Source organism: Neorhizobium turbinariae (assembly GCF_023223505.1).
GTDB lineage: Bacteria > Pseudomonadota > Alphaproteobacteria > Rhizobiales > Rhizobiaceae > Neorhizobium > Neorhizobium turbinariae.
This window is the reverse complement of sequence record NZ_JALPRY010000008.1, coordinates 39,264-62,989: the sequence shown is the minus strand read 5'-3', so window position 1 is coordinate 62,989 and position 23,726 is coordinate 39,264. Positions and strand designations below refer to the sequence as shown.

At 60.8% G+C, this 23,726-nt stretch carries 24 protein-coding genes; 16 read left to right on the top strand and 8 right to left on the bottom strand.

Annotated features, from left to right (window positions below; translation table 11 throughout):
* Window position 1: 1 nt before the first annotated feature.
* Window positions 2–844 carry a DMT family transporter gene (locus M0654_RS06920; protein ID WP_248682653.1) on the bottom strand — a complete coding sequence of 281 codons (843 nt, stop codon included), beginning with the start codon at window positions 842–844 and terminating at the stop codon, window positions 2–4.
* A gap of 264 nt (window positions 845–1,108) precedes the next feature.
* Between M0654_RS06920 and M0654_RS22730 the strand changes: the two genes are divergently transcribed.
* Together M0654_RS22730 and M0654_RS06905 are read left to right on the top strand one after the other, a co-directional pair.
* Window positions 1,109–2,383 carry a diguanylate cyclase gene (locus tag M0654_RS22730; protein WP_282571561.1) on the top strand — a complete coding sequence of 425 codons (1,275 nt, stop codon included), beginning with the start codon at window positions 1,109–1,111 and terminating at the stop codon, window positions 2,381–2,383.
* Window positions 2,384–2,518: 135 nt separating this feature from the next.
* Window positions 2,519–3,121 (top strand): cyclodeaminase/cyclohydrolase family protein, encoded by a 603-nt coding sequence (locus M0654_RS06905; protein ID WP_248682651.1) that lies wholly within the window; start codon window positions 2,519–2,521, stop codon window positions 3,119–3,121.
* A 13-nt stretch (window positions 3,122–3,134) separates the two neighbouring features.
* On the opposite strand, the gene M0654_RS06900 is transcribed toward M0654_RS06905, so the two are convergent.
* Window positions 3,135–3,446, bottom strand: a complete 312-nt coding sequence (locus tag M0654_RS06900) for a hypothetical protein (protein WP_248682431.1) — start codon at window positions 3,444–3,446, stop codon at window positions 3,135–3,137.
* Window positions 3,447–3,594: 148 nt separating this feature from the next.
* On the opposite strand from M0654_RS06900, the gene M0654_RS06895 reads away from it, so the two are divergent.
* Window positions 3,595–3,813: a hypothetical protein gene (locus M0654_RS06895; RefSeq protein ID WP_118852703.1), complete on the top strand. Its 219-nt coding sequence runs from the start codon at window positions 3,595–3,597 to the stop codon at window positions 3,811–3,813.
* Between the two features lie 233 nt (window positions 3,814–4,046).
* Here the strand turns inward: M0654_RS06895 and M0654_RS06890 are convergent, their stop codons facing one another.
* The 4 genes from M0654_RS06890 to M0654_RS06875 are packed head-to-tail and all read right to left on the bottom strand — an operon-like array spanning window position 4,047 to window position 8,732.
* Window positions 4,047–5,120 carry a lipocalin-like domain-containing protein gene (locus tag M0654_RS06890; protein ID WP_248682430.1) on the bottom strand — a complete coding sequence of 358 codons (1,074 nt, stop codon included), beginning with the start codon at window positions 5,118–5,120 and terminating at the stop codon, window positions 4,047–4,049.
* Window positions 5,110–7,518: an ABC transporter permease gene (locus tag M0654_RS06885; RefSeq protein WP_248682429.1), complete on the bottom strand. Its 2,409-nt coding sequence runs from the start codon at window positions 7,516–7,518 to the stop codon at window positions 5,110–5,112. The genes M0654_RS06890 and M0654_RS06885 overlap by 11 nt, the downstream gene beginning before the upstream one ends.
* Entirely contained in the window at window positions 7,515–8,174 is a 660-nt protein-coding gene (locus tag M0654_RS06880; RefSeq protein WP_248682428.1) for an ABC transporter ATP-binding protein, read from the bottom strand. The genes M0654_RS06885 and M0654_RS06880 overlap by 4 nt, the downstream gene beginning before the upstream one ends.
* 24 nt (window positions 8,175–8,198) lie before the next feature.
* Window positions 8,199–8,732, bottom strand: a complete 534-nt coding sequence (locus M0654_RS06875; RefSeq protein ID WP_248682427.1) for a metallophosphoesterase family protein — start codon at window positions 8,730–8,732, stop codon at window positions 8,199–8,201.
* A 134-nt stretch (window positions 8,733–8,866) separates the two neighbouring features.
* Here M0654_RS06875 and M0654_RS06870 point away from each other — a divergent pair, with 134 nt between their 5' ends.
* From M0654_RS06870 to M0654_RS06840, 7 genes are all read left to right on the top strand, one after another.
* Entirely contained in the window at window positions 8,867–9,082 is a 216-nt protein-coding gene (locus tag M0654_RS06870) for a hypothetical protein (protein WP_248682426.1), read from the top strand.
* Window positions 9,083–9,088: 6 nt separating this feature from the next.
* The gene (locus M0654_RS06865; protein WP_248682425.1) at window positions 9,089–9,331 is read left to right on the top strand and encodes a hypothetical protein; all 243 of its coding nucleotides are present in this window, start codon (window positions 9,089–9,091) and stop codon (window positions 9,329–9,331) included.
* A gap of 107 nt (window positions 9,332–9,438) precedes the next feature.
* Complete coding sequence (locus M0654_RS06860) at window positions 9,439–11,085, top strand: putative bifunctional diguanylate cyclase/phosphodiesterase (RefSeq protein ID WP_248682424.1); 1,647 nt, start codon at window positions 9,439–9,441, stop codon at window positions 11,083–11,085.
* A gap of 14 nt (window positions 11,086–11,099) precedes the next feature.
* Window positions 11,100–11,525 (top strand): BLUF domain-containing protein, encoded by a 426-nt coding sequence (locus tag M0654_RS06855; protein WP_248682423.1) that lies wholly within the window; start codon window positions 11,100–11,102, stop codon window positions 11,523–11,525.
* 118 nt (window positions 11,526–11,643) lie between these two features.
* Window positions 11,644–14,802 (top strand): type II toxin-antitoxin system ParD family antitoxin, encoded by a 3,159-nt coding sequence (locus M0654_RS06850; RefSeq protein WP_248682650.1) that lies wholly within the window; start codon window positions 11,644–11,646, stop codon window positions 14,800–14,802.
* Window positions 14,802–15,170, top strand: coding sequence for a response regulator (locus M0654_RS06845; protein ID WP_118852695.1), 369 nt, complete (start codon window positions 14,802–14,804; stop codon window positions 15,168–15,170). Before M0654_RS06850 ends, M0654_RS06845 begins: the two co-directional genes overlap by 1 nt.
* A gap of 125 nt (window positions 15,171–15,295) precedes the next feature.
* Window positions 15,296–16,162, top strand: coding sequence for a glucose 1-dehydrogenase (locus tag M0654_RS06840; protein ID WP_248682422.1), 867 nt, complete (start codon window positions 15,296–15,298; stop codon window positions 16,160–16,162).
* 35 nt (window positions 16,163–16,197) lie between these two features.
* Here the strand turns inward: M0654_RS06840 and M0654_RS06835 are convergent, their stop codons facing one another.
* Window positions 16,198–16,953 carry an IclR family transcriptional regulator gene (locus M0654_RS06835; RefSeq protein WP_248682421.1) on the bottom strand — a complete coding sequence of 252 codons (756 nt, stop codon included), beginning with the start codon at window positions 16,951–16,953 and terminating at the stop codon, window positions 16,198–16,200.
* Between the two features lie 128 nt (window positions 16,954–17,081).
* Between M0654_RS06835 and M0654_RS06830 the strand changes: the two genes are divergently transcribed.
* Genes M0654_RS06830 through pcaF form a run of 3 tightly spaced genes read left to right on the top strand, consistent with a single transcriptional unit; the run spans window position 17,082 to window position 19,688 of the window.
* Window positions 17,082–17,789 carry a 3-oxoacid CoA-transferase subunit A gene (locus M0654_RS06830; protein WP_248682420.1) on the top strand — a complete coding sequence of 236 codons (708 nt, stop codon included), beginning with the start codon at window positions 17,082–17,084 and terminating at the stop codon, window positions 17,787–17,789.
* A complete protein-coding gene (locus M0654_RS06825) occupies window positions 17,786–18,475 on the top strand; it encodes a 3-oxoacid CoA-transferase subunit B (RefSeq protein ID WP_118852692.1) in 690 nt (229 codons plus the stop codon). Before M0654_RS06830 ends, M0654_RS06825 begins: the two co-directional genes overlap by 4 nt.
* A gap of 7 nt (window positions 18,476–18,482) precedes the next feature.
* Window positions 18,483–19,688: a 3-oxoadipyl-CoA thiolase gene (gene pcaF / locus M0654_RS06820; RefSeq protein WP_248682419.1), complete on the top strand. Its 1,206-nt coding sequence runs from the start codon at window positions 18,483–18,485 to the stop codon at window positions 19,686–19,688.
* A gap of 66 nt (window positions 19,689–19,754) precedes the next feature.
* Here pcaF and M0654_RS06815 read toward each other — a convergent pair whose 3' ends face one another.
* A complete protein-coding gene (locus M0654_RS06815) occupies window positions 19,755–19,910 on the bottom strand; it encodes a hypothetical protein (RefSeq protein ID WP_248682418.1) in 156 nt (51 codons plus the stop codon).
* Between the two features lie 194 nt (window positions 19,911–20,104).
* Between M0654_RS06815 and M0654_RS06810 the strand changes: the two genes are divergently transcribed.
* From M0654_RS06810 to M0654_RS06800, 3 genes are all read left to right on the top strand, one after another.
* Complete coding sequence (locus M0654_RS06810; RefSeq protein WP_248682417.1) at window positions 20,105–21,325, top strand: LysR family transcriptional regulator; 1,221 nt, start codon at window positions 20,105–20,107, stop codon at window positions 21,323–21,325.
* 240 nt (window positions 21,326–21,565) lie between these two features.
* Window positions 21,566–22,744, top strand: a complete 1,179-nt coding sequence (locus M0654_RS06805) for an ABC transporter substrate-binding protein (RefSeq protein WP_118852688.1) — start codon at window positions 21,566–21,568, stop codon at window positions 22,742–22,744.
* A 120-nt stretch (window positions 22,745–22,864) separates the two neighbouring features.
* Window positions 22,865–23,722 carry a branched-chain amino acid ABC transporter permease gene (locus M0654_RS06800; protein ID WP_248682416.1) on the top strand — a complete coding sequence of 286 codons (858 nt, stop codon included), beginning with the start codon at window positions 22,865–22,867 and terminating at the stop codon, window positions 23,720–23,722.
* Window positions 23,723–23,726 lie beyond the last annotated feature (4 nt).

Genomic DNA, 23,726 nt, shown 5'->3' with positions numbered 1-23,726 from the left:
ATCAGTTCGCCGTCGGTGCCTTGCCGGCGGCGTTCGACTTGCGCAGGTTGAACAGGTTGCCGGCCAGGATCAGGGCGGCACCCACAGCCGTCACGCCGTCGATGGCTTCGGAATAAAGAAGAAACCCGAGCAGGGCGGACAGCGGCACCCGAAGATAATCCATCGGCATCACAACCGTCGCATCGGCGTATGAAAGCGCCCGCGCCATGCAGAAATGCGCGAAGGTGCCGGCAAAGGCGATCACGAAGATCCACGGCCAGATGGCGAGCGACGGCCAGACCCAGACGTTCAGCGCGGGAATAAGCCCGATAACCGACTGGATGATGAGCATCCAGAAGATGATTTTGGTCGCGCTGTCAGAGCGGGTGAGCATTTTCGTGGTGATGAACGAGATCGCAAAAACGAAGGCCGCGCCCAAGACGATGAGGTGACCTGGATTCAGCGGTGCCGCCCCGGGTCTGACGATCAGCGTGACGCCAACGAGGCCGAACAGGATCGCTGCCATCTTGCCCGCCGTTAGCCTCTCCCCGAGAAACAGCGCCGCCATGATGGCCGTCCAGATAGGAGCGGTAAACTCGATCGCGATGACCTGCGCCATCGGGATCATCGTCAGACCGATCAGCCAGGCAAACTGACCGACGTAATGCGCCGTGTTGCGCCCGATATGGGTAAGCAGGATGCCGCTGCGCATCTGCCTGATCCCGCCTTCGCGATGGACGAGCGGCAGCAACATGAAGAAAGCGATGACCGAACGCATCTCCATGACCTGGAAAACGCTGAGCTCGGCGGTGATCGCACGACCGGAGACGGCCATGAGCAGCAGCAGGGCGATGCCTGCCATCATCCAGGCTGCGGCTTTCAATGTTAGATGCTGTTGTTCCACGTCAAGTCGTTCCAGGCGACACGCCGGCAATTGCTAGGCTGCGCGAAAGGGATGGGGTCTGCAACCGGACATAGTTCGTCGACCGATCGGAGTGAATAGTCTTCAACCTTATAAGGAGATTTGACAGGGCTACGCCACCGCGCATGCTAGATTTGGCCATCAAATCCCCTAGCTTTCTATGTTTCTCCCGGCGGGATCGGCGAAGAAGGATGGATGGAGATGGCGATGGATGATCAGCGAGGATCAAGGCAGCTTGCCGCCGAGTCGCGGATGGCCCTTTTCGACTTCGCTTTCGATCATGCTCCTATCGGCATCGCCCTCATTGATCTGGACGGCTGCGTCATCCGTGGCAATGCCGCTTTTTCGCGCATGGTCGGCATCCCGCTTTCGGAACTGGAGGGCATCTCCTTCAGGGACTTCACACATCCGGAGGATCTGGCGGCTGACCTTGCGCTGTTTGCCGAGGTACTTGCGGCGAAACGCGATGGGTATTCGATCGAGAAGCGCTACGTGCAACGCGGCGGCTCCATCCTGCACGTGCGAATCCATGTGGCTGCGATGCGGTTGGCAAACGGCAAGGTTGCAAGGTTCATTTCGCAGATCGAAGACATCAGCAAGGACAAGGAAAACGAGCGGGAACTCGCAGAGCGCGCCGCCCAGCTTGAACTTGCCATGCAGGCGATCCGCGGCGGCTTCTGGCACATGGACGTCAAGACGCACAAATTCGAAACATCGGAACGTCTGACGCAGTTCATCGGAGGTCCGGATGCCGCCAAGTTCGACCTCAAGGGCTATACCGAACGCGTCCATCCGGACGACAGCACTGCCGCAGACCTTTCCTCTCTCATCGCCGGTAAGCTCGACCAGTCTGTTGCTCAGTATCGCTTGCGGACGGTCGAAGGGGAGCGCTGGATGCGTTGCGATCGGCGCTTGCTGCGCGATCCCGATGGCGATCCCTGGCGGATCGTGGGTGTAGCGATCGACTTCACCGAGGAGCACGATCGCCTTGAGCGCCTGATGGAAAAATCCGAGACGGACGCTCTGACTGGGGTTCTCAACCGGCGCGGGCTCGAAAGCCGCTACGAGATGCTCGTTTCAAGTGACGGGTTCAGTGTGCTTGCCATCGATCTCGATGGCTTCAAGGCGATAAACGACCGCCATGGCCATCCGGCAGGTGACGCGGTGCTCGTTGAAACAGCAGAACGGTTGCAGGCTTCAGTGCGGGTGAACGATCTCGTCTGTCGCGCTGGCGGGGACGAATTCATCCTGATCGTGGTCGGGGAGCCGGCGGTCGGCGAAGCCGTCGCCAAACGCATCGTCGAGGCGATCAGCGAGCCGTTCCAACTGACGACGGGGACCGTGCGGCTTGGGACAAGCGTCGGCTGCACGTGGTGCCAAACCAAGAAGCCCCTCGACCAACTGACGGCGCATGCGGATGCACTCCTTTATGAGGCCAAGGCGGCCGGCAAGAACATGTGGCGTTTCGCCGTCTGTAGCTGACGCCTTCTCCAATTAAGTTCCGTCGCACATCGTTTCGAACCTCTGGCGGGCTCAACTGTTTGGCATCTGGGCCCGGCGTCCGGGTCGTCAAAACAGGAGCGGACCGAGGTGGGGCAGAACCAAGGCCTGACGGACATGAGCATCGCCGAGATCAAGGACGCGGTTGGCTGCAAGGCGCCCAGGTTGGGCGGAAGCACCGCCTCGCTTGCCTGCGCTCTCATCGGGCTTGGAATGGCCGAGATGGCCGTGGTCATATCCGCCGCCCGAGACAAACAAGACAGTGCCCTTTCTCACGCTGAACAGGAGATCGGACACCTGACGCAGCGGCTGGCTGACGCGGCTGAGCAGGATCGTATCCAGTTCCAGCGTTACATGAGTATCCTGCGGCAAAAGTCGGAGGAGGATGATAAACCGGACAAGCCGCTCGAAGACGCAGGAGCCGATGCCACCCGCCAGCCTCTTGAAGCTGCAGACATCCTGATGGATTGCCTCGAACTACTGGCGGGCGTCGCGGGCCACATCCACCACTTTGTCGCGAGCGACCTCTTCTCGGGCGCAGGAATCGTGAAGGCGGCATTTGCGGGCACTATGATGGCAGCCGACATCAACCTGGCGGAAGACCGGCTTGCCGATCTCAAGCAAAAGACCGAGGCGCAGCGGCGCGATCTCGACCAGCGCTGCCGCAGCGCCTATGCCAAGTTATCACAGGCGGCGCTGGAGCATGGGTTCCGGATGTAGTACGCGGGACGGATCAGCCAGCAGAAACGTGCAGCGCGCCGATATCTCCAAAGATCCGCTGGACGGCTGCAACCTCGTTCGCCGGGACATCCGCAGAAACCTCTATCTCACCCTGGTTTGCGCCGTCGTGCCTCGTTTCGTCCCGAACCGACGGGGCATCGCTGCCATTGGGGGAGGTGCCAGACGTGTTCTCTGCGCCGACCGGCTGGACGAAGATGTCGGCCCGGTCGATCCCGTGATCCTGCGCCAGATGCTCTACCGCGAGCTCTGCTGCGGCACGGGTTTCAAACCTGGCGGTAACGGTCTTGCTGCTGTTGTCTGACATCATCTTCTCCTTGGCGACGAGTGGGTAATTGCCAGCTAGAGCGATGGTTCCGCTAGGTTTTCACCCGCGGTTCAAATTATTCGGAGCGGCCTTGAACCTTCCGGCAAGCTTCCCACATTCGCCGCGATAATGCGGGAGTTCAGTTGAAATGCGTCCGTTCTTCGAAACCACGTTCGGCCCCGCCGAACTGGAAATTCTCGATACCGTGCTTGATGAGTGGAGGCAGGAGCACGATCTGCCGAAGGAGAGCCCGGATGTTGGCTTGGCCGCGGCAGTGATGATCAATCTGTTCCGGGAAGGCAATGACACGGTGCCTGCGCTGCGCAGGGCTGTGTCCGAGCACAAGGCGCTGGCCGATCTCATCTGAAACGAAAAAAGCCTGCCGCGGGAGGAGGTGCGGCAGGCTTTTGATTTGTGAACAGCGACTGGGAGGAGGAGTGCCGCTGTTCTTGTGGGTGTTTCCGGGAGGAGGAGAGAAACACCACGTTCCAACAGCGCGGGAGGAGGTGCGCTGTTCGATGAACAACATGTAGCTGTTGAAGCTGGCTGATGCCAGTGTTGTTGTTGCAGCGCAGCAATGCGCTGCAAGCATAGCGGCAGCTAATATCCGGTCATTTCCAGATATCCGACACCTGAGTGGCTGCCCCCGAACCGGATCGGCCCCTCCCAATACGGCGTTGAGGTCGCCATCCAGCTTTGGTCGTTCAAGGCGTGCGTCGTGATGTCCACCCTCTTGGCGGGGACTTGGATCCTCCATTCAACCGGAACCTGCCGACCGTTCACTTTTGTGGTTCGCAGCGGTTCAAGCGAGACGGACTGCGTGTCGATCATTTCCGTCTCTCCCTCCGCATTGATCCAGTTCGCTGAAATAAATTCGCCTGCTGCATCGCGCAGACGAAACGCCATAAGCTTATCCCCGCTATCAAGGTGGAGCGAGAACCAGTCCCAGCCCTCTTGGTCAGCCGCCAGCGGTTGCGAGGACCACTCCCGATCGAGCCAGCCTTTTCCGGTGATGGCTACCGGTTTCCCGTCGACCACCAGAGACCCTTTGATCTGATAAAATGGCTGCGAGTAATAGTGGCTCGCCTGACCCGCTGCGGATTTGACGGAATAGCCGCGATCACCTTGGGGGACGGGCGGAGCGCTGGTTTCCAGCGTCAGCTGGTAGCTGAATGCATCGCCCGCTGCGAATAGATCGAGACGGGCCAGTTCATCCTCGTCTGGCAGGCTGTTGCTCTTCATCTCCCAGTTATCGATCCAGGCACGGAACGGTGTCGTCTCGACACCGGCCTGCCCTATACCGCCACGCCCCAGCCGCTCGGCCACATAATGGTGGTCCGGTGTGGTAAGCGCTGCATGGCCGATCCAGATTTGCGGATCGCGCCAGCCTTCGGCGTTTCCCGGTGCCAGAGCAGAGCGAAACAGCGTCCACTGAACGCCGAACACACGGCCGTCCTCGGCTTCGAGATTGGCGGTCACATACCACCACTCAATCCTGAAATCGGGATGGGGTCCGTGGTCGGCTGGAAAAGCCATGAGCGTGCCGCGCCGGGGAACGCTGAACCCTTCAGCATCGGAGCCCAGACCAGCAAAGCCTTGCGCAAGAACCACGACCGGAAGGGCAGCGATGAGCAGAAGGAGGGCGAGGGCGCGCTTGGACCAGCTATCGTTCATTCGCGAATATCCTCAGCAGGTCGGCAGGATGCACTGTCGCGAGCCGCTTGACGGGCAACAGGACGGAGAGAAGCGCTGCGCCCAACGCGACGAGACCCAACCACAGCCAGTCCAGTGGGAAGACATGCATGGGCAGCTTCCATCCGAATGCTTCGACATTGATGATCGACAACAGGACCCACGCCAGCACCAACCCGAGCGGAATAGCGGCAACAAACGTCGCCGACCACAGAAGCAGGGTACGCACCACTTCCAGCAGGGCCAGATCGCGTCGCCGCATCCCCATCGCCCAGACCGGAGCCAGTTGCGGGAGACGGCGACCGGACAGGGTCAGGAGGCTCGCAAACATCGCAAACCCTGCTACCGCCAGCGTCAGGACGTTCAAAGCCCCGGTGACGGTGAATGTCTGGTCGAAGACCGTGCGTGATCGCTGCTTCACGGAAGCCTGGTCCAGCACGTTACCATCCGGCAGCCCGAACTCGTCCATCAACTGGCGCTGCACATCTGCGGCTACGGCGGGCGCCACGCGCAGGCCATAACGCAGCTTGGGGATGTCCGGATAGTGCTGCGCCAGAGCGGTTACATCCACGATTACCTGACCGTTCGGATTGCCATAATCGGAATAGACACCGACGACCCTGACTTTCCACCCACCGGGCAGCTCAAGCTCCCGGCCAATGTCGACCTTGCCCTGCCGCCAGAGCTGCTCGTTCACCAATGCACTGTTGCCGCTGGCGATAGCGTCCCAGACATCCTGGTTTCCGCGGATCAAGGGCCAGTGGTCGCGATAGGTCGCGTCGTCGGCCACCCCGTAGATCTCCACCTGCCGCCCAAGCACCTCGCCCTCAGTGCTCCAGATCGGCAGCACGGTAACGTGCCTGCCATCCAGCCATTGCCTCAGCCGCGCGGCCTCGTCTTCATCTCGGGCGGTGACGTAAAGCTCCGCTGCCAGCCGCTGGTCCAGCCAGCCTATGAAGGTGAGGCGGAAGCTCGACACCATGGTGCCGACGCCGATATTGGCAGAAAGGGCGAGAAGCAGCGCCATCAGCGCGAGGGATAGACCTGGCAGCTGAACCCGCGTGTCGGCCCAGAACCATTGGGTCACCGCGCCACCTGCCCAGCTCTCCGCCAGTTTGAGAAAACCGGACATCAACGGAGGAAGCAGAAGGGCCGCACCCAGAAACAGCGCGCCGAGAACCCCAAAGCCCACCACCAGTCCGGTGCCGGCGAAAGCCAGCACCGCCGAGAGCACAAGAAGCAGAAGTCCGCAAACGACCTGAGCACGAAGGACACGTGCCGAGAGCCCGGCCCAGGCTTGCGGTTGAGCTGCGGAGAGAATGGGAAGTTGCTTCACCTGCCACAGGTTCTGGGCGGATGCGCAGGCGGTTCCGGCCAGCGCCATGGCCAGGCCTGCACCCCACCATTCCGGTCGCAGCGCGAGGCTGCCGGAAACGCTGGCGCCATAGAGTCCTTGCAGTGTTGCCGCGACACCGGGCAGAAGCGCGGACGCCAGCAGATATCCGATTGTAACGCCGAGGATGCCCGCGACGAGGCCGAAGACGGTCAATTCAAGCACCAGGAGAACGATCAACGACTGCAGCGAGACGCCGAGCGAACGCAGCGTGCGAAAGGTGCTGCGTCGCTGCTCGAACGACAGCCCGATCGTCGAGTAGACGATGAAAAGCCCCACGACGAAAGCGAGAAACCCGAAGGCCGTCAGATTGAGGTGGAAGCTGTCCGTTAGCTGCGCAACATCGGGCTTCTCTGACGGACTACGCAGTACGGCCCAAGGTGCCGCCTCCTGCAGATCCGAAACGTCCAGTTGTTGCGATGGCGCCACGACGATCCTGTCGATGCTCCCATTCCGCTGTAGCAGCCGGTCCGCGACCGCGATGTCAGTAAAGGCTGCGTCGTTGGGAACCTCGGTTGCGATCTTGAGCGGAATATCCGTCTTGCCGTCGAGCTTGGCAGCTGTTGCTGCCGATACGACCAATTCCCTCTCGCCGCCCATGAAGCTTGAGATGTCGTTGCCGCCGCTGATTTCAAAGGCGCGGCCTTCGCGCGGCATGGAAAGAGGATCGATACCGATCAACCGGATCCTCGCCTCTCCAAATCGATAACCTCCTTCGATGACTGGCGAAACTACCCAGCCGGCGCGGCGCAGCGAAACGTAATCGGCGACCGTAATCTGTCGACCGGGCTGCGGCAGAAGCTGAATGAGATCGCCATGCTCCAATACACTGGCTGCCCGGGCATAGCTCGCTCGGGCTTCGGCATTGATGGCCTGAACGCCGGACCATAATGCCGTGGCAAGCGAGATGCCGAGAATCAGTGTTAGAAACTGCAGGGGCCGGTGCCGCCAGTGGGAGAGCAGCGCCCAAAGCGCAACCCGCTTCATCCGCCGATCCTTCCGGCGCGCAGCATGATCTGGCGATCGAGTTTGCCCGCGAGCCGCATGGAATGGGTGACGAGGAGAAGGGCAGAGCCCGCCTCGCCGCTCAAGGACAACATGAGGTTAAGCACGGCATCGCCCGTTGCCTCGTCCAAGTTACCGGTCGGCTCGTCGGCGAGGATCAGTGGCGCTCGAACGGCAAGGCTGCGGGCTATCGCGACACGCTGCTGCTGTCCACCGGACAGTTGTTCCGGATAACGATTGAGGAGAGCGGTAAGTCCGAGCTTTTCCACCAACTGCCGCTCCCACTCCGGCTCCTGGCGTCCGGCGAGCCTGGCGTGGAACGCGATATTGGCCGCGACATCGAGAGACGGAATGAGGTTGAACTGCTGGAAGACGAGCCCCACCTCGTGCCGCCGGTAGAGCGCCCGCTCGGCATCAGCAAGGGTGGCTATATCGCGATCGTTGACAATGATCCTGCCCCCATCCGGCTGGTCCAGCCCGCCCACCAGATGCAGAAGCGTGCTTTTGCCACTGCCGGATTCACCGGTCAGCGCGACGCTCTCGCCGGCTTGCAGATGAAGGTCGATACCTTTCAGCACAGCGATAGGACCTTCGGCGGTCGAATAAGATTTCGTGAGCCCCGAGATTGTCAGCAACATAGGGAATCCATCTTCGGGTGAAGCCTATACATCTGATGCCGGTTCGTCGGGAGAAGTCACTGCCGCACGACGTCCCGGTACCAGCAACTGGTCCAGCGTCACCGGCTTGAGATCGCGGGCATCGACGCCGACGTCAAACTGCCGGGGCATCGTCTTCAGGCGCCCATGGGAATGGCCGTGCAGGTTGATCGATTTCTTCCCCATCTTGTTCCAAGTGCGGAACGGATAGTGGCACAGGATGAGCAAATGCCCATCCAGCACCAGTTCCCGATAGTGCTGGACCGTCTCCCATCCGGTCGCCGAAATCGTCGCCTCACCGTCGTTGTTCCCGATGATCAGATGCTTCCTTCCGTTGAGCTTCTTCAGCATCTCGGACGGATCGCCGCTACGGGTCAACATGAAGTCGCCGAGATGCCAGACTTCATCATCGTCTGCGACAGCCGCGTTCCAGTTCCGGATCAGAGCATCGTCATGCGGAGCCATGTTCTGGAAAGGACGGCGGTCGATGCGCAGCACGCGTGGGTCGCCGAAATGCGTATCGCTCGTAAAGTAGATCATGTTCGTAACCTGTGTCAGCCAAAGCTCGCGTCGAGGGAGCAGGAGCAATATGCCCCTGTTCGTGAGCCGATTTGCAGCGATCCGTGGCACAAATCGAGCTGCCGCGTGTTTCACTTCTGATCAGGAGGATAGACATGACCGAGAAGATAACCACCGGCCTGAACGACCGCCCGCGAGACAGCAGCATCGCGCAATCCGGACCCGGCTTGCCTGACGACAGCAGCAGCCCGATCGGGGTTTCGGAGCAGCAGATTGAACGCGCGCGAGACCAACTCGTTGGATCGAACCGCGAGACCCTCAAGAAGGAAGTTCAGGAGCAGATCGAAAAGCCGCAGCGCGGATCGGCGTGACGACCGATGCCTGGCACATTCACCAGCTGTTTCCTGCTTGCCTTCGATCTCGATGATCTCGGCCAGCCGGTACCCGCCTTCGAGCCACGTCCTGTATCCGATCCCTTGGACGGCCAGCGCGAAGCTGAAGCCCTTTCTGCCCGGCACGGTGGCGTCGTCCTCTGGCGTCGTCAGGGTGCACCCGCGATCGGCGAGGAAGGCGAGCCCGAAGTCCTGTTCTCGGCGGGCAGGATTGGCGACTTCAACTAGACGCGAGCACGTTTGGCTGCTCAGATCCCAGCCCGCAATGAATGACAAATGTTAAGAACTCTATGGCAAGTTGTTGTATCAACGAGGTTTCCTTCCAGAGTCTGTGCATGTCGTCACCAGCCGAGAAGCTTACCACCGGTCGTCCTAGCGAGGGGGCCGACCGCTCCCTGCAATCTGTAGGGACGACCTTGTACATCACCCACGGCGTGGTGGCCGATGTCGCGGATGGACCGACTGACCTTTTCGGCGGGCGCGCGGTTCCCGGCAAGCCGCTGGTCGATCTGCTCGACGAGGCGGAGAAGTTTGGCTTCCTGCCCGGCGGAACGGCGGCAAGCATCAAGACCGCACTCGCAGCACGGCAATCGAAGCAACTGCTCAGCCTTGCAGACGGCCGCAGCATCATGGTTGCGACCGAGTTCGCTGCCGCGGACGACATGACGCTTCACTTCGTTGACGTCTCGTTTGCGGTGCAGATGACGCTGAGCCAGCAGCGAGATGTGCTGACGGGCCTGCCGAACCGGGTAGAACTGCTGCGCAGGCTGAACGAACATCTTGCTTCCCCCGCGTCGCTCCCACAAACTGCGGTGCTTTACGTCGATCTGGACCGCTTCAAGATGGTCAATGACACGCTGGGGCACCCGATCGGCGATGCACTGCTGAAGCTGGTCGTCGAGCGCATGCAGCGGTTGCTGGCGCCAAAGGACGTGCTTGCGCGGCTTGGTGGCGACGAATTCGTCATCCTGCAGGCGGAGGGCGAACAGCCGCACGCCGCGGAAGTTCTGGCTTCCCGCATCATCGAGATCGTCGGACGCACCTATCTTCTTCAGGGACATTCGGTCCAGGTCGGCGCGAGCGTCGGCATCGCGTTGGCGGCAACCGACGGCAAGACATCGGAAGAGCTGATCAAGAACGCCGATCTCGCGCTCTTCAAGGCCAAGTCAGCCGGGCGGGGCACCTTCCGGTTCTTCACCGACGCCATGGATCGCGAGATCCAGGAACGGCGGGCGCTGGAAATCGATCTGCGCCGCGCGATCATCATGCAGGAAATGTCGCTCGTTTATCAGCCGCAGTTCGAGATTGACGGAAACAAGCTGGTCGGCTTTGAGTCGCTCGTGCGTTGGTCCACCCCGGAACGCGGCAGCGTGTCGCCCGCGCAGTTCATCCCCCTGGCGGAAGAAACAGGCATCATCGACCAGTTGGGTGAATGGGTGCTGCGCACGGCCTGCAAGGAAGCGGCAGGCTGGCCTGAGCCGTTGACGGTGTCGGTCAATCTCTCGCCCGTTCAGTTCAAGAGCCCGAAGCTGGTCAGCATCATCGTTGGCGCCCTTTCCAGCGCAGGCCTTCCGCCGTCACGGCTGGATCTCGAAATCACCGAAGGCGCGCTGATCGAGAACACAGAAGCGGTGCTTCTCATGCTCAACCAGATCAAGGCGATGGGCATCAAGGTGTCGATCGACGACTTCGGGACGGGGTATTCTTCCTTGAGCTATCTGCAGAAGTTCCCCTTCGACAAGATCAAGATCGATCAGTCCTTCATTCGCAGCCTGGAGACGAATGCCGACAGTGCCGCAATTGTCCGCGCCGTCACCGCGCTCGGCAAGAGCCTCGGCATGATGACGATCGCCGAAGGTGTCGAGACTGAGAGCCAGCTGGAGCTTATTGCGCGCGACGGATGCGCGCAGGTGCAGGGCTATCTGACAGGAAGGCCTCTTGCCGCTGACGCTGCATCTGAACTTATCTCAACAAGAACATGAATTCAGGGCCGAAAATGTCTTTGTATCGCCTCGTTTATTACAGTGAAAACCGCATCTCTTCATCAGTGGCGGATCTCCAGGCGGAGGTAGAAGAGATCTTGACCCAGAGCCGCCGCAACAACGCACTTGTGGGCGTGACTGGCGCGCTCATGTTCAGCTCGGGCTATTTTGGGCAGGTGCTGGAAGGGCCGCAGGCTGCTGTGGAGGCCACCTTCGAGCGAATCCAGCAGGATCCTCGGCATGGGGATGTTGCGCTTCTTGAGTTCGCGCCCACCGACACCCGCTCCTTCGACACCTGGGCCATGGCTTATGTCGGTGAAGACTCGGCACTGTTTGCCCATGTGGGATCGGAGACCGGTTTCGATTCCGACAAGTTCACAGGCGAGGCGCTGTTCAACAGGCTTCGCGCCATGGTCGCCGCCAATGCTGTGGTTGCCTGAGCTCACGGTTTAAGGTTCTGTTTCCGCTCCGGCTTTCGGTGCTGACTGATTTTGCATGCCGCCCGTCCACCTCTGTAACAATTATTGACACAGAGGTGGGAATTTGCGATTGGCGATCATGATCAATCGCCAGTCTCGCAACGTTTCCCTGACATCGGAACTTGAGGCATTCATCAACGAGTGCCTGGCGTCCGGCGATTATGCAAACGCCAGCGAAGTTGTCCGCGCAGGCTTGCGTGCGCTTCGCGGCAGTGCGGAGACAACTCAACCACTTCCGACGATCTGGCCGATTGGTGGCGGCCAATGCGGTCAATTGATCCGCGAGTTGGACTGGTCGAAGACGCCACTCGGCGCTGTAGACACATGGTCGGTCGAACTGCGTACCACCGTTGCCAATATCGTCAATTCTCCGGTCGCCAAGGTCCTGATGTGGGGCAAAAGCCACGTCATGGTCTATAATGATCGTTATGCAGAGATCGCCGGCGCCAAACACCCAGCGGCGATGGGCGCGCGGGTCTCAGAAACCTGGCCGGAGATCTGGGACTGGAACCGCGAGATGCTGGAGGCCGGCTTCAACGGTGAGCTCAAGTCTTTCCACGACCAGCCGATGACGCTCGAGCGGGACGGCATCGCCACCCAGTTCATCTTCGATCTGTTCTACACCCCGGTCTACCAGGCCGACGGGACGATCGGTGGCGTCATGTGCACCGTCGTCGACAACAGCAGTCGCGTCGCAATGGAAAAGCGTGTTGCGGCGAGCGAGGCAGAGCTTCGCCGCGTGACCGACGCAGTGCCGATGCTCATCTCCTATGTCGACCGCCAGCATGTCTACCGGTTCGCAAACGCTGCCTATGAGGACTGGTTCGGCCTGAAGCTTGATGACGTCGTCGGTCGCAAGGTCGTTGAAGTCATTGGTGAAGTCTCCTACGAGAGCCGGCGTCACGACATCGATCGTGGGCTGGCCGGCGAAGTCGTCTCCGCCGAGGCGGATCTGGTGCTTGGCGGCGGTGAGCCGCGCCGCTTCGAGCTACGCTATATCCCCCATATCGAAGCAGACGGATCTGTTCCCGGCGTCCATATCCTCGGCATCGATATCGAGGACCGCGCGCTACGTGAAGCCGAACTCGCCATAAGCAACAGCCGCTTCCGGACGGCGATGAGCGCCATGCACGGGGTGCTTTGGACGAATACTGCCGATGGTCAGATGGTGGGCGAGCAGCCTGGCTGGGCCGCACTGACGGGCCAAAGCTATGAAGAGTACCAAGGCTTCGGCTGGGCGGATGCCGTCCATCCGGATGACGTGGAGAGCTCGGTGACGACTTGGAAACAGGCCGTTGCCTCGCAATCGATGTATGTCCACGAACATCGCGTTCGCCGTCATGACGGCACCTGGCGCCAGTTCGCCATCCGGGCCCTGCCAATCATTGGCTCCAGCGGCAAGATTGTCGAATGGGTCGGCGTCCATACTGACATCACCCATCAGCGCGCCGCAGAAGAAGCGCTGCGCGAACAGGCGGAGGCCCTGACGCGCCAGGTCCAGCACCGCGAGCGTGCCGAAGATCAGTTGCGGCAGCTCAACGAGACGCTGGAGGCGCGAGTCATTGCAGAGATCGATGAACGCCGGCAGGCGGAGGCAAAGCTCGCGCAGGCCCAGAAGCTCGAGACTGTCGGCAAGCTGACAGGCGGCGTGGCGCATGATTTCAACAACTTGCTGCAGGTTGTTTCTGGCAACCTTCAGCTTCTCGCAAAGGATGTGGCGGGCAATCCGAGGGCGGAGGCCAAGGTTGCCAATGCCATGGCCGGCGTTGCCCGTGGTTCGCGCCTCGCGAGCCAGTTGCTCGCGTTCGGGCGACGCCAGGCGCTGGAGCCAAAGGTCGTCAATATCAGCCGGTTCATCCGTGACATGGACGACATGATCCGCCGCGCCATCGGCGAGGCCGTCGAGGTCGAAACGATCTTTGGCGGCGGGCTCTGGAACACGTTCATCGATCCGAACCAGATCGAGAATGCGCTGCTCAACCTCGCGATCAACGCCCGCGATGCCATGGAAGGTCGCGGCAAGCTGACGATCGAGCTGGCGAACGCGCATCTTGATGATGAATACGCCCGCCTCCACGACGAGGTGACGCCGGGGCAGTACGTGATGCTCGCCGTCAGCGACACCGGATGTGGCATGTCGCCGGAGATCATCGATAAGGTCTTCGAACCGTTTTTCTCGACAAAGGCGGAGGGCAGGGGATCAGGCCTTGGCCTCTCGATGGTATACGGCTTCGTCAAGCAGTCCGGCGGCCATGTGAAGATCTATTCGGAAGTCGGTCATGGCACAACCATCCGGCTTTACCTTCCGCGAGCCATGGAAGCGGAAGACGTCGAGGTCGTTGTCGACAATGGCCCGATCATCGGCGGCACGGAGACGGTGCTCGTGGTAGAGGACGACGCGGAAGTGCGCGAGACGGTCATCGCGATGCTGACCGACCTCGGCTACCGGGTGCTCAAGGCGGTTGATGCGGCAAGCGCGCTGACGGTGATCGATAGCGGCATCCCGATCGACATCCTGTTTACCGACGTCGTCATGCCGGGCACGCTGAAGAGCCCGGAACTGGCGCGCAAAGCGAAGGAACGGCTGCCCGACCTCGCAGTGCTGTTCACCTCCGGATATACCGAGAACTCGATCGTCCACGGCGGACGGTTGGACGCTGGCGTCGAACTGCTCTCGAAACCCTACACGCGCGAAGCGCTTGCCCGGAAGTTCCGCCACGTGCTGGCAAACCAGAAGCAGCGCGGTACGCGGCGCAGCGACAAGCCCTCGCCGGAGCCGAAGGCTGACGCAGACCTCACCGTTCGCCCCGCGCCGGTCATTGAACGCAAGGGGCCAAAGACGGTGCTCCTCGTGGAGGACGATCATCTCATCCGCTCGACCACCGCGGAGATGCTGAAGGAGCATGGCTTCGTCGTGCTGGAGGCGGCCAGCGCTGAAGATGCGCTGACGGCGCTGCAGACTTTGCCGGTCGATGTGCTTGTGACGGACCTGAACCTGCCCGGCATCTCGGGATCCGAACTCGCGGAGCAGGCGCGCACGGTTCGCCCCAATGCACTTATCGTTTATGCGACGGGAGATCCCGGCACGGTTCGAAAAGAGACCGATGCAATCATCGTTACCAAGCCTTATGATGCCGAAAAACTTGCAGCGCTGATCGATGACAGCAGATCAAGTTCGAACGGCGAACACGCAGCAGCAACCGGATCGACCGGTACAAATACGCAGGAAGAAGTCTGATGAGCGATCATCTCACCGTACTCGTAGTCGACGATGACGTGCTCATCGCAATGACATGTGCAGACATGGTGACGGAACTCGGCTATCGCGCGATCGAAGCCAATTCGGGCGCGCAGGCGCTGGATATCATTGCGCAGGAGCCGAAGATCGATCTGCTGATCACCGACTATTCCATGCCGTCCATGGATGGGGTGCAGTTGGTCAAGGCAGCGCGCGAGGCAGTGCCCGGGCTGAAGGTGATTGTCGCGACCGGTTATGCCGACCTGCCGCCGGACTCCGGACTTGAGGTACCGCGTATCTCCAAGCCCTACACGCTGGAAGATCTCGAATCGGCCATCACCAAGATCATTGGTGAAGCGCTAGCCTGACCGGCGTTCTCCTGCAGCGAGAAGACTGGGCGACGCGGCGCCAGGTAGTTGAGATTGACCTCTCAGGGAACCCTTGGCGCCGCTACCGTGTTCGACATGCTCCCGATCAATGACAGGAGCAGTCCATGACCGATGAAGTTCGTCGCCCGCAGCCGCCATTCCCTGAACAGCAGCAGGCACCGCCCGGCACGACAGCGCAGATGGAACCTACTCCCGATCATGGCGAGCGTTCCTACAAGGGCAACGGCAGGCTGTCAGGCAAGGCTGCGATCATCACCGGCGCCGACTCCGGGATCGGCAAAGCGGTGGCAATCGCTTTTGCGCGTGAAGGTGCAGACGTGCTGATCTCGTACCTCAATGAAGACGAGGATGCGCGCGACACGGCACGGTGGGTTGAAGAGGCCGGCCGCAAAGCGGTACTGGTGCCCGGCGACATCAAGACCGAAGAGCACTGCAAGGGCCTAGTAAAGCGGGCGATGGACGAGTTCGGCCGCATCGACGTGCTCGTCAACAACGCTGCCTTCCAGCGCACCTATGCGGATATCGCCGACATCACCGCAGAGGAATGGAACGAGACCTTCCGCACCAATATCTATGCCCCCTTCTTCATCTCCAAGGCGGCCATCCCGCACATGAAGCCTGGAAGCGCGATCATCAACACCACCTCGATCCAATCACGCCAGCCATCGCCACAACTCTTGGCCTACGCGTCGACCAAGGGGGCGGTGTCGAACTTCACGGCCGGCCTGGCGGAGATGGTCGCAAGCAAGGGGATCCGCGTCAACGCGGTGGCGCCTGGCCCGATCTGGACGCCTCTGATCCCTTCAACTATGCCGGCCGAGAAGGCCGCCAAGTTCGGCGAACAGACACTGATCGGTCGTGCCGGACAGCCCGCCGAGCTTGCCGGCGCTTATGTTCTCCTCGCCTCCGACCTCGGCAGCTACATGACTGGTGCCATCATCCCGGTCACTGGCGGCGAGATCATGATCTAAGCTGTCAACACGTGGCGCCGTGAGATGCGGCGCCACTAGTGCAGCAGCGGCTTCAGCTTCTGGGCAATCGCCTGCAGGGCCGGCAGGTACTGCTCCGCGAGATCGCCCGCCGACACGCGTGCTGCGGGGGCGCCGACATTCAGCGCCGCCACAACCTTGCCGCGGTCATTCTCGAGGGGAACCGCAATCGACCGCAGTCCGAGCTCAAGCTCCTGGTCTATCACCGCATAACCCTGCTCGCGTACCCGCGCCAATTCGTCCATCAGGGCCTGTTTGTCCGTGATCGTATGAGGCGTCAGGGCTTTGATGTTCGTCTGGTCGAGAAGCGCCTTGGCCTCGTCGAGGGGAAGAGCGGCGAGAAGCACTCGCCCCATGGAAGCGCAATAGGCAGGAAGCCGGCTGCCAGGGCTCAGGTTGATTGACATGACGCGCTTTTGCGCGGCCCTTGCAATATAAACGATCTCCGTCCCGTCCAGCACGCTGGCGGAAGCGCTTTGCTGCACGTCTTCCGACAGTTTATCCAAGAAAGGCTGCACCGTATGCGGCAGTGGCGTTGTCGACAGATAGGCATGCCCAAGACGCAGCACCTTCGGCGTCAGCGCGAAGAACTTTCCGTCATAGGTGGCGTAGCCGAGCTCTACTAAAGTAAGCAGCGAGCGGCGGCATGTCGCCCTGTCGAGGCCGGTGGCGCGTGCAACATCCGCGATCGACAACCGTCTCGTCGTTTCACCGAATGCCTCGATCACTTTCAGCCCGCGGGCGAAGCCGCTGACATAGTCTGTCTCGCGCATGGCTGTCTCCGCGTGCGATATACGAACAAATATCAAATAACGCACAACATGGTTGCTGTCGAGAACCGCCCGCTCTATCACTTCATCCGGCAGTTTTGAGCCTGCCCGTGCGGAAGGAGGCGCCGAGTATGAACAAGATCATCGGAAACCTGGCGGACGCGGTGTCCGAGATCGGTGACGGTGCAACCGTCATGATCGGCGGTTTCGGCGGGTCAGGTGCTCCCATCGAACTGATCCACGCATTGATCGACAAGCGGCCGAAAGACCTCACCGTCATCAACAACAATGCGGGCAACGGGCGCATCGGCATCGCGGCCATGATCGATGCCGGCATGGTGCGGAAGATGATCTGCTCCTTCCCGAAGTCGTCGGATCCCCGAGCCTTTACGGAAAAGTATCTGGCGGGAGAGATCGAGCTGGAACTGGTGCCGCAGGGCACCTTGGCCGAACGCATCCGCGCCGGCGGTGCCGGCATTCCGGCCTTCTACACGCCGACTGCCTATGGCACCGAGCTTGCCGAGGGCAAGGTGATCGCAGAATTTGACGGTCGTCACTATGTCCAGGAACGCTGGCTGAAGGCCGATTTCGCGATCGTCAAGGCGCATGTCGCCGACAATTTCGGCAACCTGACCTACAACAAGGCCGGGCGTAACTTTAACCCGCTGATGTGCATGGCTGCGGCGAAAACGATCGTGCAGGTATCCAAGGTCGTGGAGGCCGGCGGGATCGATCCCGAGCATGTCGTGACACCCGGCATCTTTGTTGATCGCGTGGTTGAGGTTCCCAATCCGCAACAGGAAGAAGAAATGATCCGGGCAGGGGTGGTTTACATATGAGCGTCGACACACGAGACGATATCAAGCTCTCCAACGCGCAGATCGCGTGGCGTGCAGCCCAGGACATCGCTGATGGCGCTTATGTCAATCTTGGCATCGGTTTCCCGGAGATGGTGGCGCGTTACCAGCCGCCGGGCCGCCAGGCGATCTTCCACACCGAAAACGGCATCCTGAATTTTGGCGAGGCACCGGCTGCCGGTGAAGAAGACTGGGACCTCATCAACGCCGGCAAGAAGGCCGTAACGCTGAAGCCGGGGGCTGCCTTCTTCCACCATGCCGATAGCTTCGCCATGGTGCGTGGCGGCCACCTCGACGTGGCGATTCTCGGTGCGCTTCAGGTCGCGGAAAACGGCGACCTTGCCAACTGGCGCGTCGGCTCGAAGGGCGTTCCGGCCGTCGGCGGCGCAATGGACCTCGTGCACGGCGCAAAGCAGGTTTTCGTCATCACCGAGCATGTCACCAAGAACGGCGATCCAAAGCTTGTGGAGCGGTGTACTTTCCCGCTGACCGGGGTTGCCTGCATCACCCGTGTTTATACAAGTCACGCCGTGATCGACATCAAGGATAAACATTTCGTGCTGCGTGAGAAACTGCCTGGCATGAGCATGGATGAGCTTCAGGCCATGACGGGTGCTCCGCTTCATACCGATGGCCCAGTTGCCGATCTCGTTGTTCCGGAATTGTGAGAAAGAAATGACCGAAGCTTTCATCTGTGACTACATCCGCACGCCGATCGGCCGTTTCGGGGGATCGCTGTCCTCCGTTCGTGCCGATGACCTTGCGGCCATCCCCCTGAAGGCGCTGATGGAGCGCAACTCCTCGGTCGATTGGGAAGCTGTCGCCGACGTGATCTACGGCTGCGCCAACCAGGCCGGCGAAGACAACCGCAACGTGGCACGCATGGCGGCCCTTCTTTCCGGACTGCCCCTTTCGGTGACCGGCACGACCATGAACCGGCTGTGCGGCTCCGGCATGGACGCCGTGATTACCGCAGCCCGCGCCATCAAGGCTGGCGAGGCTGAGTTGATGATTGCCGGCGGTGTGGAAAGCATGAGCCGCGCACCATTCGTGATACCGAAGGCCGAGACCGCGTTTTCCCGCAATGCCGAAATCTACGACACCACGATCGGCTGGCGCTTCATCAATCCTATCATGAAGAAGCAGTACGGCGTCGATTCCATGCCGGAAACCGGTGATCACGTGGCGATCGACTACAAGGTCTCGCGCGAAGACCAGGATGCGTTTGCGCTGCGCTCGCAGGACAAGGCTGCCGCCGCACAGGCGAACGGCCGCCTGGCACAGGAAATCGTCTCCGTCACGATCCCACAGCGCAAGGGCGACCCGGTTGTCGTCTCGAAGGATGAACATCCGCGTGCAACGACGATGGAAGCGCTCGCGAAGCTGAAGCCGATCAACAAGATTGAAGGCGGCACCGTCACTGCCGGCAATGCCTCGGGCGTCAATGACGGCGCTGCCGCGCTCATCATTGCCTCTGAAGCCGCTGCGAAGAAGTATGGCCTGACGCCGATCGCTCGCGTCATGGGCGGTGCGACGGCCGGCGTTCCTCCGCGCATCATGGGTATCGGGCCGGCTCCCGCCTCCAAGAAGCTTCTGGCCATGCTTGGCCTTTCGGCACATCAGCTCGACGTCATTGAACTGAACGAAGCGTTCGCATCCCAGGGTCTTGCAACACTTCGTGAACTGGCGATTGCCGACGATGATCCGCGCGTCAACCCCAATGGCGGTGCGATCGCGCTTGGTCATCCGCTTGGCATGTCCGGCGCCCGCATCTCGGGCACGGCAGCTCTCGAGCTTGCACAGCGGCAGGGCAAGTATGCGCTTGCGACCATGTGTGTTGGCGTGGGACAGGGCATCGCCATCGCGCTGGAACGGGTCTGATCGGGCAGGGGATACCCGGTTCAAATAAAGAAGAGATGGTCAGCCCTTCGGGTGCTGGCCATCCACCTACCGGATGAGAACCTTCATGGGCCGGTTGGATTTCGCCTTGTTCCGTCGGGCGCTTGCCACGCAAACGACTCGCTCGCAGGCATCGAGTTCATCCATGCCTTCGGCAATTGCCCGGTCGATGACGCCCTCGATGTATCGCTTCAGTTCGGCCATTGCCTTTTCAGGTATTGGACCTTCCGAATTGAGCATGTTGTGGTCCAGCCTTTGATGCATCATGGTGAAAACGACGATCCGTTGTTGAAGGAAAACCAATACTTGCGGTTCCTTTACTCCAACTGCCCGTATTCATTTCCGTTCCCCGGCCTTGATCACAGTTTGGCTGGCCTTCGGCTCCCACGGGTTCGCTCATGAGCGAAACAGGGTCGACTTCTTCAAGTATCGCCGGCCACAGCTTGAGGCACTTGCGGGCCTTTCTTGCCGTGGTTGATACCGGATCGGTCACCCGGGCAGCGGAAGCCTGTTTCGTGTCACAGCCGGCAGTCACCCAAGCCCTGTCGAAGATCGAGCGCACCGCGGGTCTCCCGCTGTTCTCAAGAACACCGCAGCGGATCTTTGCAAACGCCGCCGGAGAAACACTCGCGCGCCGCATCGCACGCGCCTTCGCCTATCTTGATCCGGCGCTCGCCGAACTTTCCCCACGACTGAAGATGACGGCGACCGGCGCTCAACTGCGTTCGCTGATCGCGGTACGGGAAACCGAGAACTTCACCCTCGCCGCGGAACGCCTCGGTGTCAGCCAGCCGGCGGTCTACCGGGCCGTCAGCCAATTGGAAGAGGAGGCCTCAAGACCGCTGTTCCAGCGAACGTCCTATGGCATTGTCGCCACGCGCCCCGCGCAGGCTCTGGCGCAGGCGGCAAAACTCGCCTTCCTCGAACTGAGTCAGGCTGATGCCGACATGGCCGAACTGACGGCGACTGAATGTGGTGAGATCGTCATCGGCGCCACGCCGCTTGCCAAGTCGTACACACTGCCGAAAGCCATTGCTGCTTTTCGAGAGGTTCGCCCAAACCTGCCGCTGCGTATCCAGGAGGGGCCATATGGCGAACTGATGTCGGCTCTGCGCCGTGGGGAACTCGATTTCCTGGTGGGTGCCCTGCGAATCCCGCCGCCGACAAGCGACATCGAGCAGCGAGTGCTCTTTCACGACTCGGTTGTGCTGGTCGGTGGAATCCAGCATCCCCTCTCGCGCTCCCAGAAGGTCACCGTTGAAGAACTGGCCTCTTACCCATGGGTCGTGTCGCCCAAGGGTACGCCGATCCGCCGCTACTTCGACAGCATCTTCCTCGACGCCCAGTGTCCTCTGCCGCGCAACATCGTGGAAACCGGCTCGCTGATCTTGATGCGCGAGCTTCTTGATGGCACTGCGCATCTCGGCTGCACATCGCGCCTGCAAGCGGAGGCAGAGATCAAGCGCGGATTGATGCACGCGCTGCCGTTCGAACTGGGTCATACATCTCGCCCGATCGGCGTCGTGCTCCGAAAAGACTGGCTTCCAACCGCGGCCCAGCAGACGTTCCTGGACCTCCTGTCGGCTCATCCGACGCAGCGCTATAATCAAATCTTATAATCGGAGCAGACGAACTGATTAAACGAGGTGAGCTCCATTCTATAGAGAGATGCATTCATGAGCTTGAGCGTCAGGAAGGGGTGACGCCAAACTTTAAGTGATCGGACAACACTCTGGTTTCTGGATCAGCGTGGTGTATACACCGATGAAGGATGCCGCCGCCTCTTGCGTGGCGCGGCAGAGGATCAAAGGGCTACAGGCGGGGGCTGTCAATAAACCCGCATCTTGAGGAGGAAGATTATGTTGAAAAGAAGAACCCTACTTGCGGCTGCGGGTGTTGCGCTCGGCGCGCTTGCTGCTGTTCCGGCGGCTGCGCAGGAGACCGTAAAGGTCGGCCTGATTCTGCCGATGACGGGCCCGTTTGCCTCGACCGGACGCCAGGTCTCGGCTGGCGCCAAGACCTTCCTGGAGATGAAGGGCGATACGGTCGCCGGCAAGAAGATCGAACTTATCATCCGCGATGACGCCGGCGTGGCTGACCAGACCCGCCGTATCGCACAGGAGCTTGTCGTCAACGAGGGCGTAAAGCTTCTCGCTGGTGGCGGCCTGACGCCGCTCGCCATGGCTGTTGCACCGGTTGCAACCCAGGCGAAGGTGCCGATGATCGTGACCTCGGCCGGCACGGCTTCGATCACCAAGGCATCGCCTTTCATCACCCGTACCTCCGGCACGCTGCCGCAGTATTCGCTGCCGGTCGGCACCTGGGCCGCTGAGAACGGCATCAAGAAGGTCGTGACGCTGGTTTCGGACTATGGCCCGGGCATCGATGCCGAGAAGTGGTTCAGCAAGGAATTCAAGGGCAAGGGCGGCGAGATTATCGAAGCTGTTCGCGTTCCGCTCGCCAACCCCGATTTCGCACCGTTCCTGCAGCGCGTTCGTGACGCCAAGCCGGATGCCGTCTTTGTCTTCCTTCCCTCTGGTGCCGGCGCTCTCTTCATGAAGCAGTTCGCAGACCGCGGCCTGCCGGAAGCCGGCGTCAAGCTCATCGCTACCGGCGACGTGACGGACGACGACATCCTGAACTCCATGGGCAAGCCGGCGCTCGGCACGATCACGGGCCACTTCTACGCAACGGCCCACGACAGTCCGGAGAACAAGGCCTATGTCGAAGCCTTCACCAAGGCAAACGACAACATGCGCCCGAACTTCATGTCGGTCGGCGGTTACGACAGCATGGCGCTGATCTACGCAGCTCTCGAAAAGACCAATGGTGATGTCAGCGGCCCGGCCTTCATGGAAGCCGTGAAGGGCATGTCCTGGACCAGCCCGCGCGGCCCGGTCTCCATCGATCCTGAAACCCGCGACATCATCCAGAACATCTACATGCGCGAGGTCAAGGAACTGGACGGCGAACTGCACAACGTGGAATTCGCAACGTTCAAGGACCTGAAGGACCCTGAAAAGGCTGAAGCGAACTGAGTCGATACTTGCCAGGTGGTGGGGGCCGCAGGCTCATCGTCACCTGGCAAGCCTGATTAGCCTTCTGCGCTCGAACCTGAGCGCAGACCAGGCACACTGGTTGTTCTAGAGAAGACCTCCATGCTGACTATCCTGTTTGACGGCATTGCATATGGCATGTTGCTGTTCATCCTGGCCTGCGGGCTTACGGTGACGCTGGGCCTTATGAACTTCATCAACCTTGCCCATGGCGCCTTTGCCATGGCGGGCGGCTATATCACCGTCATCATGATGAACCGCTATGGCATCTCCTTCTATTGGTGCCTGCCCGCAGCCTTTCTCGTCGCAGCCTTGATCGGTCTCGTGCTGGAGCGGACGCTGTATAAGTGGCTTTATCAGGCTCCACACCTGGACCAGGTTCTCTTCTCCATCGGCATCGTCTTCATGGCCGTTGCCGGGACTGATTATTTCATGGGTGGTCAGCAGCAGCTCATCAACCTGCCACCGGAGCTTTCTGGCCGCATGGAGGTCATGGGCGTCGGGGTTGGTCGATACCGGCTTTTCACCATCGTCCTGTGTGCGCTGCTGGCTATCGCCCTGCAGCTCATCCTTTCCAAGACCCGTTTCGGCAGCCGCCTCCGCGCAGCAGTTGACGATCGTCGGGTCGCCATGGGCCTCGGCATCAACGTCCCCGTCGTCTTCGCGCTGACGTTTGCATTCGGTTCGGGGCTTGCCGGTCTCGGTGGCGCGATGGGCGCCGAGATCCTGGGTCTTGATCCGAACTTCCCGCTAAAGTTCATGATCTACTTCCTGATCGTCGTTTCGGTTGGCGGCACCTCGACGGTATCCGGACCTTTCCTCGCCGCACTCCTGCTCGGCATCGCCGATGTCGCCGGCAAGTATTACGTCCCGGCGATCGGTCCTTTCGTCATCTACGGCTTGATGATTGTCATGCTGATCGTGCGGCCGAATGGCCTGTTTGCGAGAGGTGGCCGATGAGCCT

Bases quoted from the DNA above. Each gene is read 5' to 3' on its own strand.
- M0654_RS06920 (WP_248682653.1), bottom strand. From the start codon at position 844: ATGATGGCAGGCATCGCCCTGCTGCTGCTCATGGCCGTCTCCGGTCGT.
- M0654_RS22730 (WP_282571561.1), top strand. From the start codon at position 1,109: ATGGATGATCAGCGAGGATCAAGGCAGCTTGCCGCCGAGTCGCGGATG.
- M0654_RS06905 (WP_248682651.1), top strand. From the start codon at position 2,519: ATGAGCATCGCCGAGATCAAGGACGCGGTTGGCTGCAAGGCGCCCAGG.
- M0654_RS06900 (WP_248682431.1), bottom strand. From the start codon at position 3,446: ATGTCAGACAACAGCAGCAAGACCGTTACCGCCAGGTTTGAAACCCGT.
- M0654_RS06895 (WP_118852703.1), top strand. From the start codon at position 3,595: ATGCGTCCGTTCTTCGAAACCACGTTCGGCCCCGCCGAACTGGAAATT.
- M0654_RS06890 (WP_248682430.1), bottom strand. From the start codon at position 5,120: ATGAACGATAGCTGGTCCAAGCGCGCCCTCGCCCTCCTTCTGCTCATC.
- M0654_RS06885 (WP_248682429.1), bottom strand. From the start codon at position 7,518: ATGAAGCGGGTTGCGCTTTGGGCGCTGCTCTCCCACTGGCGGCACCGG.
- M0654_RS06880 (WP_248682428.1), bottom strand. From the start codon at position 8,174: ATGTTGCTGACAATCTCGGGGCTCACGAAATCTTATTCGACCGCCGAA.
- M0654_RS06875 (WP_248682427.1), bottom strand. From the start codon at position 8,732: ATGATCTACTTTACGAGCGATACGCATTTCGGCGACCCACGCGTGCTG.
- M0654_RS06870 (WP_248682426.1), top strand. From the start codon at position 8,867: ATGACCGAGAAGATAACCACCGGCCTGAACGACCGCCCGCGAGACAGC.
- M0654_RS06865 (WP_248682425.1), top strand. From the start codon at position 9,089: ATGCCTGGCACATTCACCAGCTGTTTCCTGCTTGCCTTCGATCTCGAT.
- M0654_RS06860 (WP_248682424.1), top strand. From the start codon at position 9,439: ATGTCGTCACCAGCCGAGAAGCTTACCACCGGTCGTCCTAGCGAGGGG.
- M0654_RS06855 (WP_248682423.1), top strand. From the start codon at position 11,100: ATGTCTTTGTATCGCCTCGTTTATTACAGTGAAAACCGCATCTCTTCA.
- M0654_RS06850 (WP_248682650.1), top strand. From the start codon at position 11,644: ATGATCAATCGCCAGTCTCGCAACGTTTCCCTGACATCGGAACTTGAG.
- M0654_RS06845 (WP_118852695.1), top strand. From the start codon at position 14,802: ATGAGCGATCATCTCACCGTACTCGTAGTCGACGATGACGTGCTCATC.
- M0654_RS06840 (WP_248682422.1), top strand. From the start codon at position 15,296: ATGACCGATGAAGTTCGTCGCCCGCAGCCGCCATTCCCTGAACAGCAG.
- M0654_RS06835 (WP_248682421.1), bottom strand. From the start codon at position 16,953: ATGCGCGAGACAGACTATGTCAGCGGCTTCGCCCGCGGGCTGAAAGTG.
- M0654_RS06830 (WP_248682420.1), top strand. From the start codon at position 17,082: ATGAACAAGATCATCGGAAACCTGGCGGACGCGGTGTCCGAGATCGGT.
- M0654_RS06825 (WP_118852692.1), top strand. From the start codon at position 17,786: ATGAGCGTCGACACACGAGACGATATCAAGCTCTCCAACGCGCAGATC.
- pcaF (WP_248682419.1), top strand. From the start codon at position 18,483: ATGACCGAAGCTTTCATCTGTGACTACATCCGCACGCCGATCGGCCGT.
- M0654_RS06815 (WP_248682418.1), bottom strand. From the start codon at position 19,910: ATGGCCGAACTGAAGCGATACATCGAGGGCGTCATCGACCGGGCAATT.
- M0654_RS06810 (WP_248682417.1), top strand. From the start codon at position 20,105: ATGAGCGAAACAGGGTCGACTTCTTCAAGTATCGCCGGCCACAGCTTG.
- M0654_RS06805 (WP_118852688.1), top strand. From the start codon at position 21,566: ATGTTGAAAAGAAGAACCCTACTTGCGGCTGCGGGTGTTGCGCTCGGC.
- M0654_RS06800 (WP_248682416.1), top strand. From the start codon at position 22,865: ATGCTGACTATCCTGTTTGACGGCATTGCATATGGCATGTTGCTGTTC.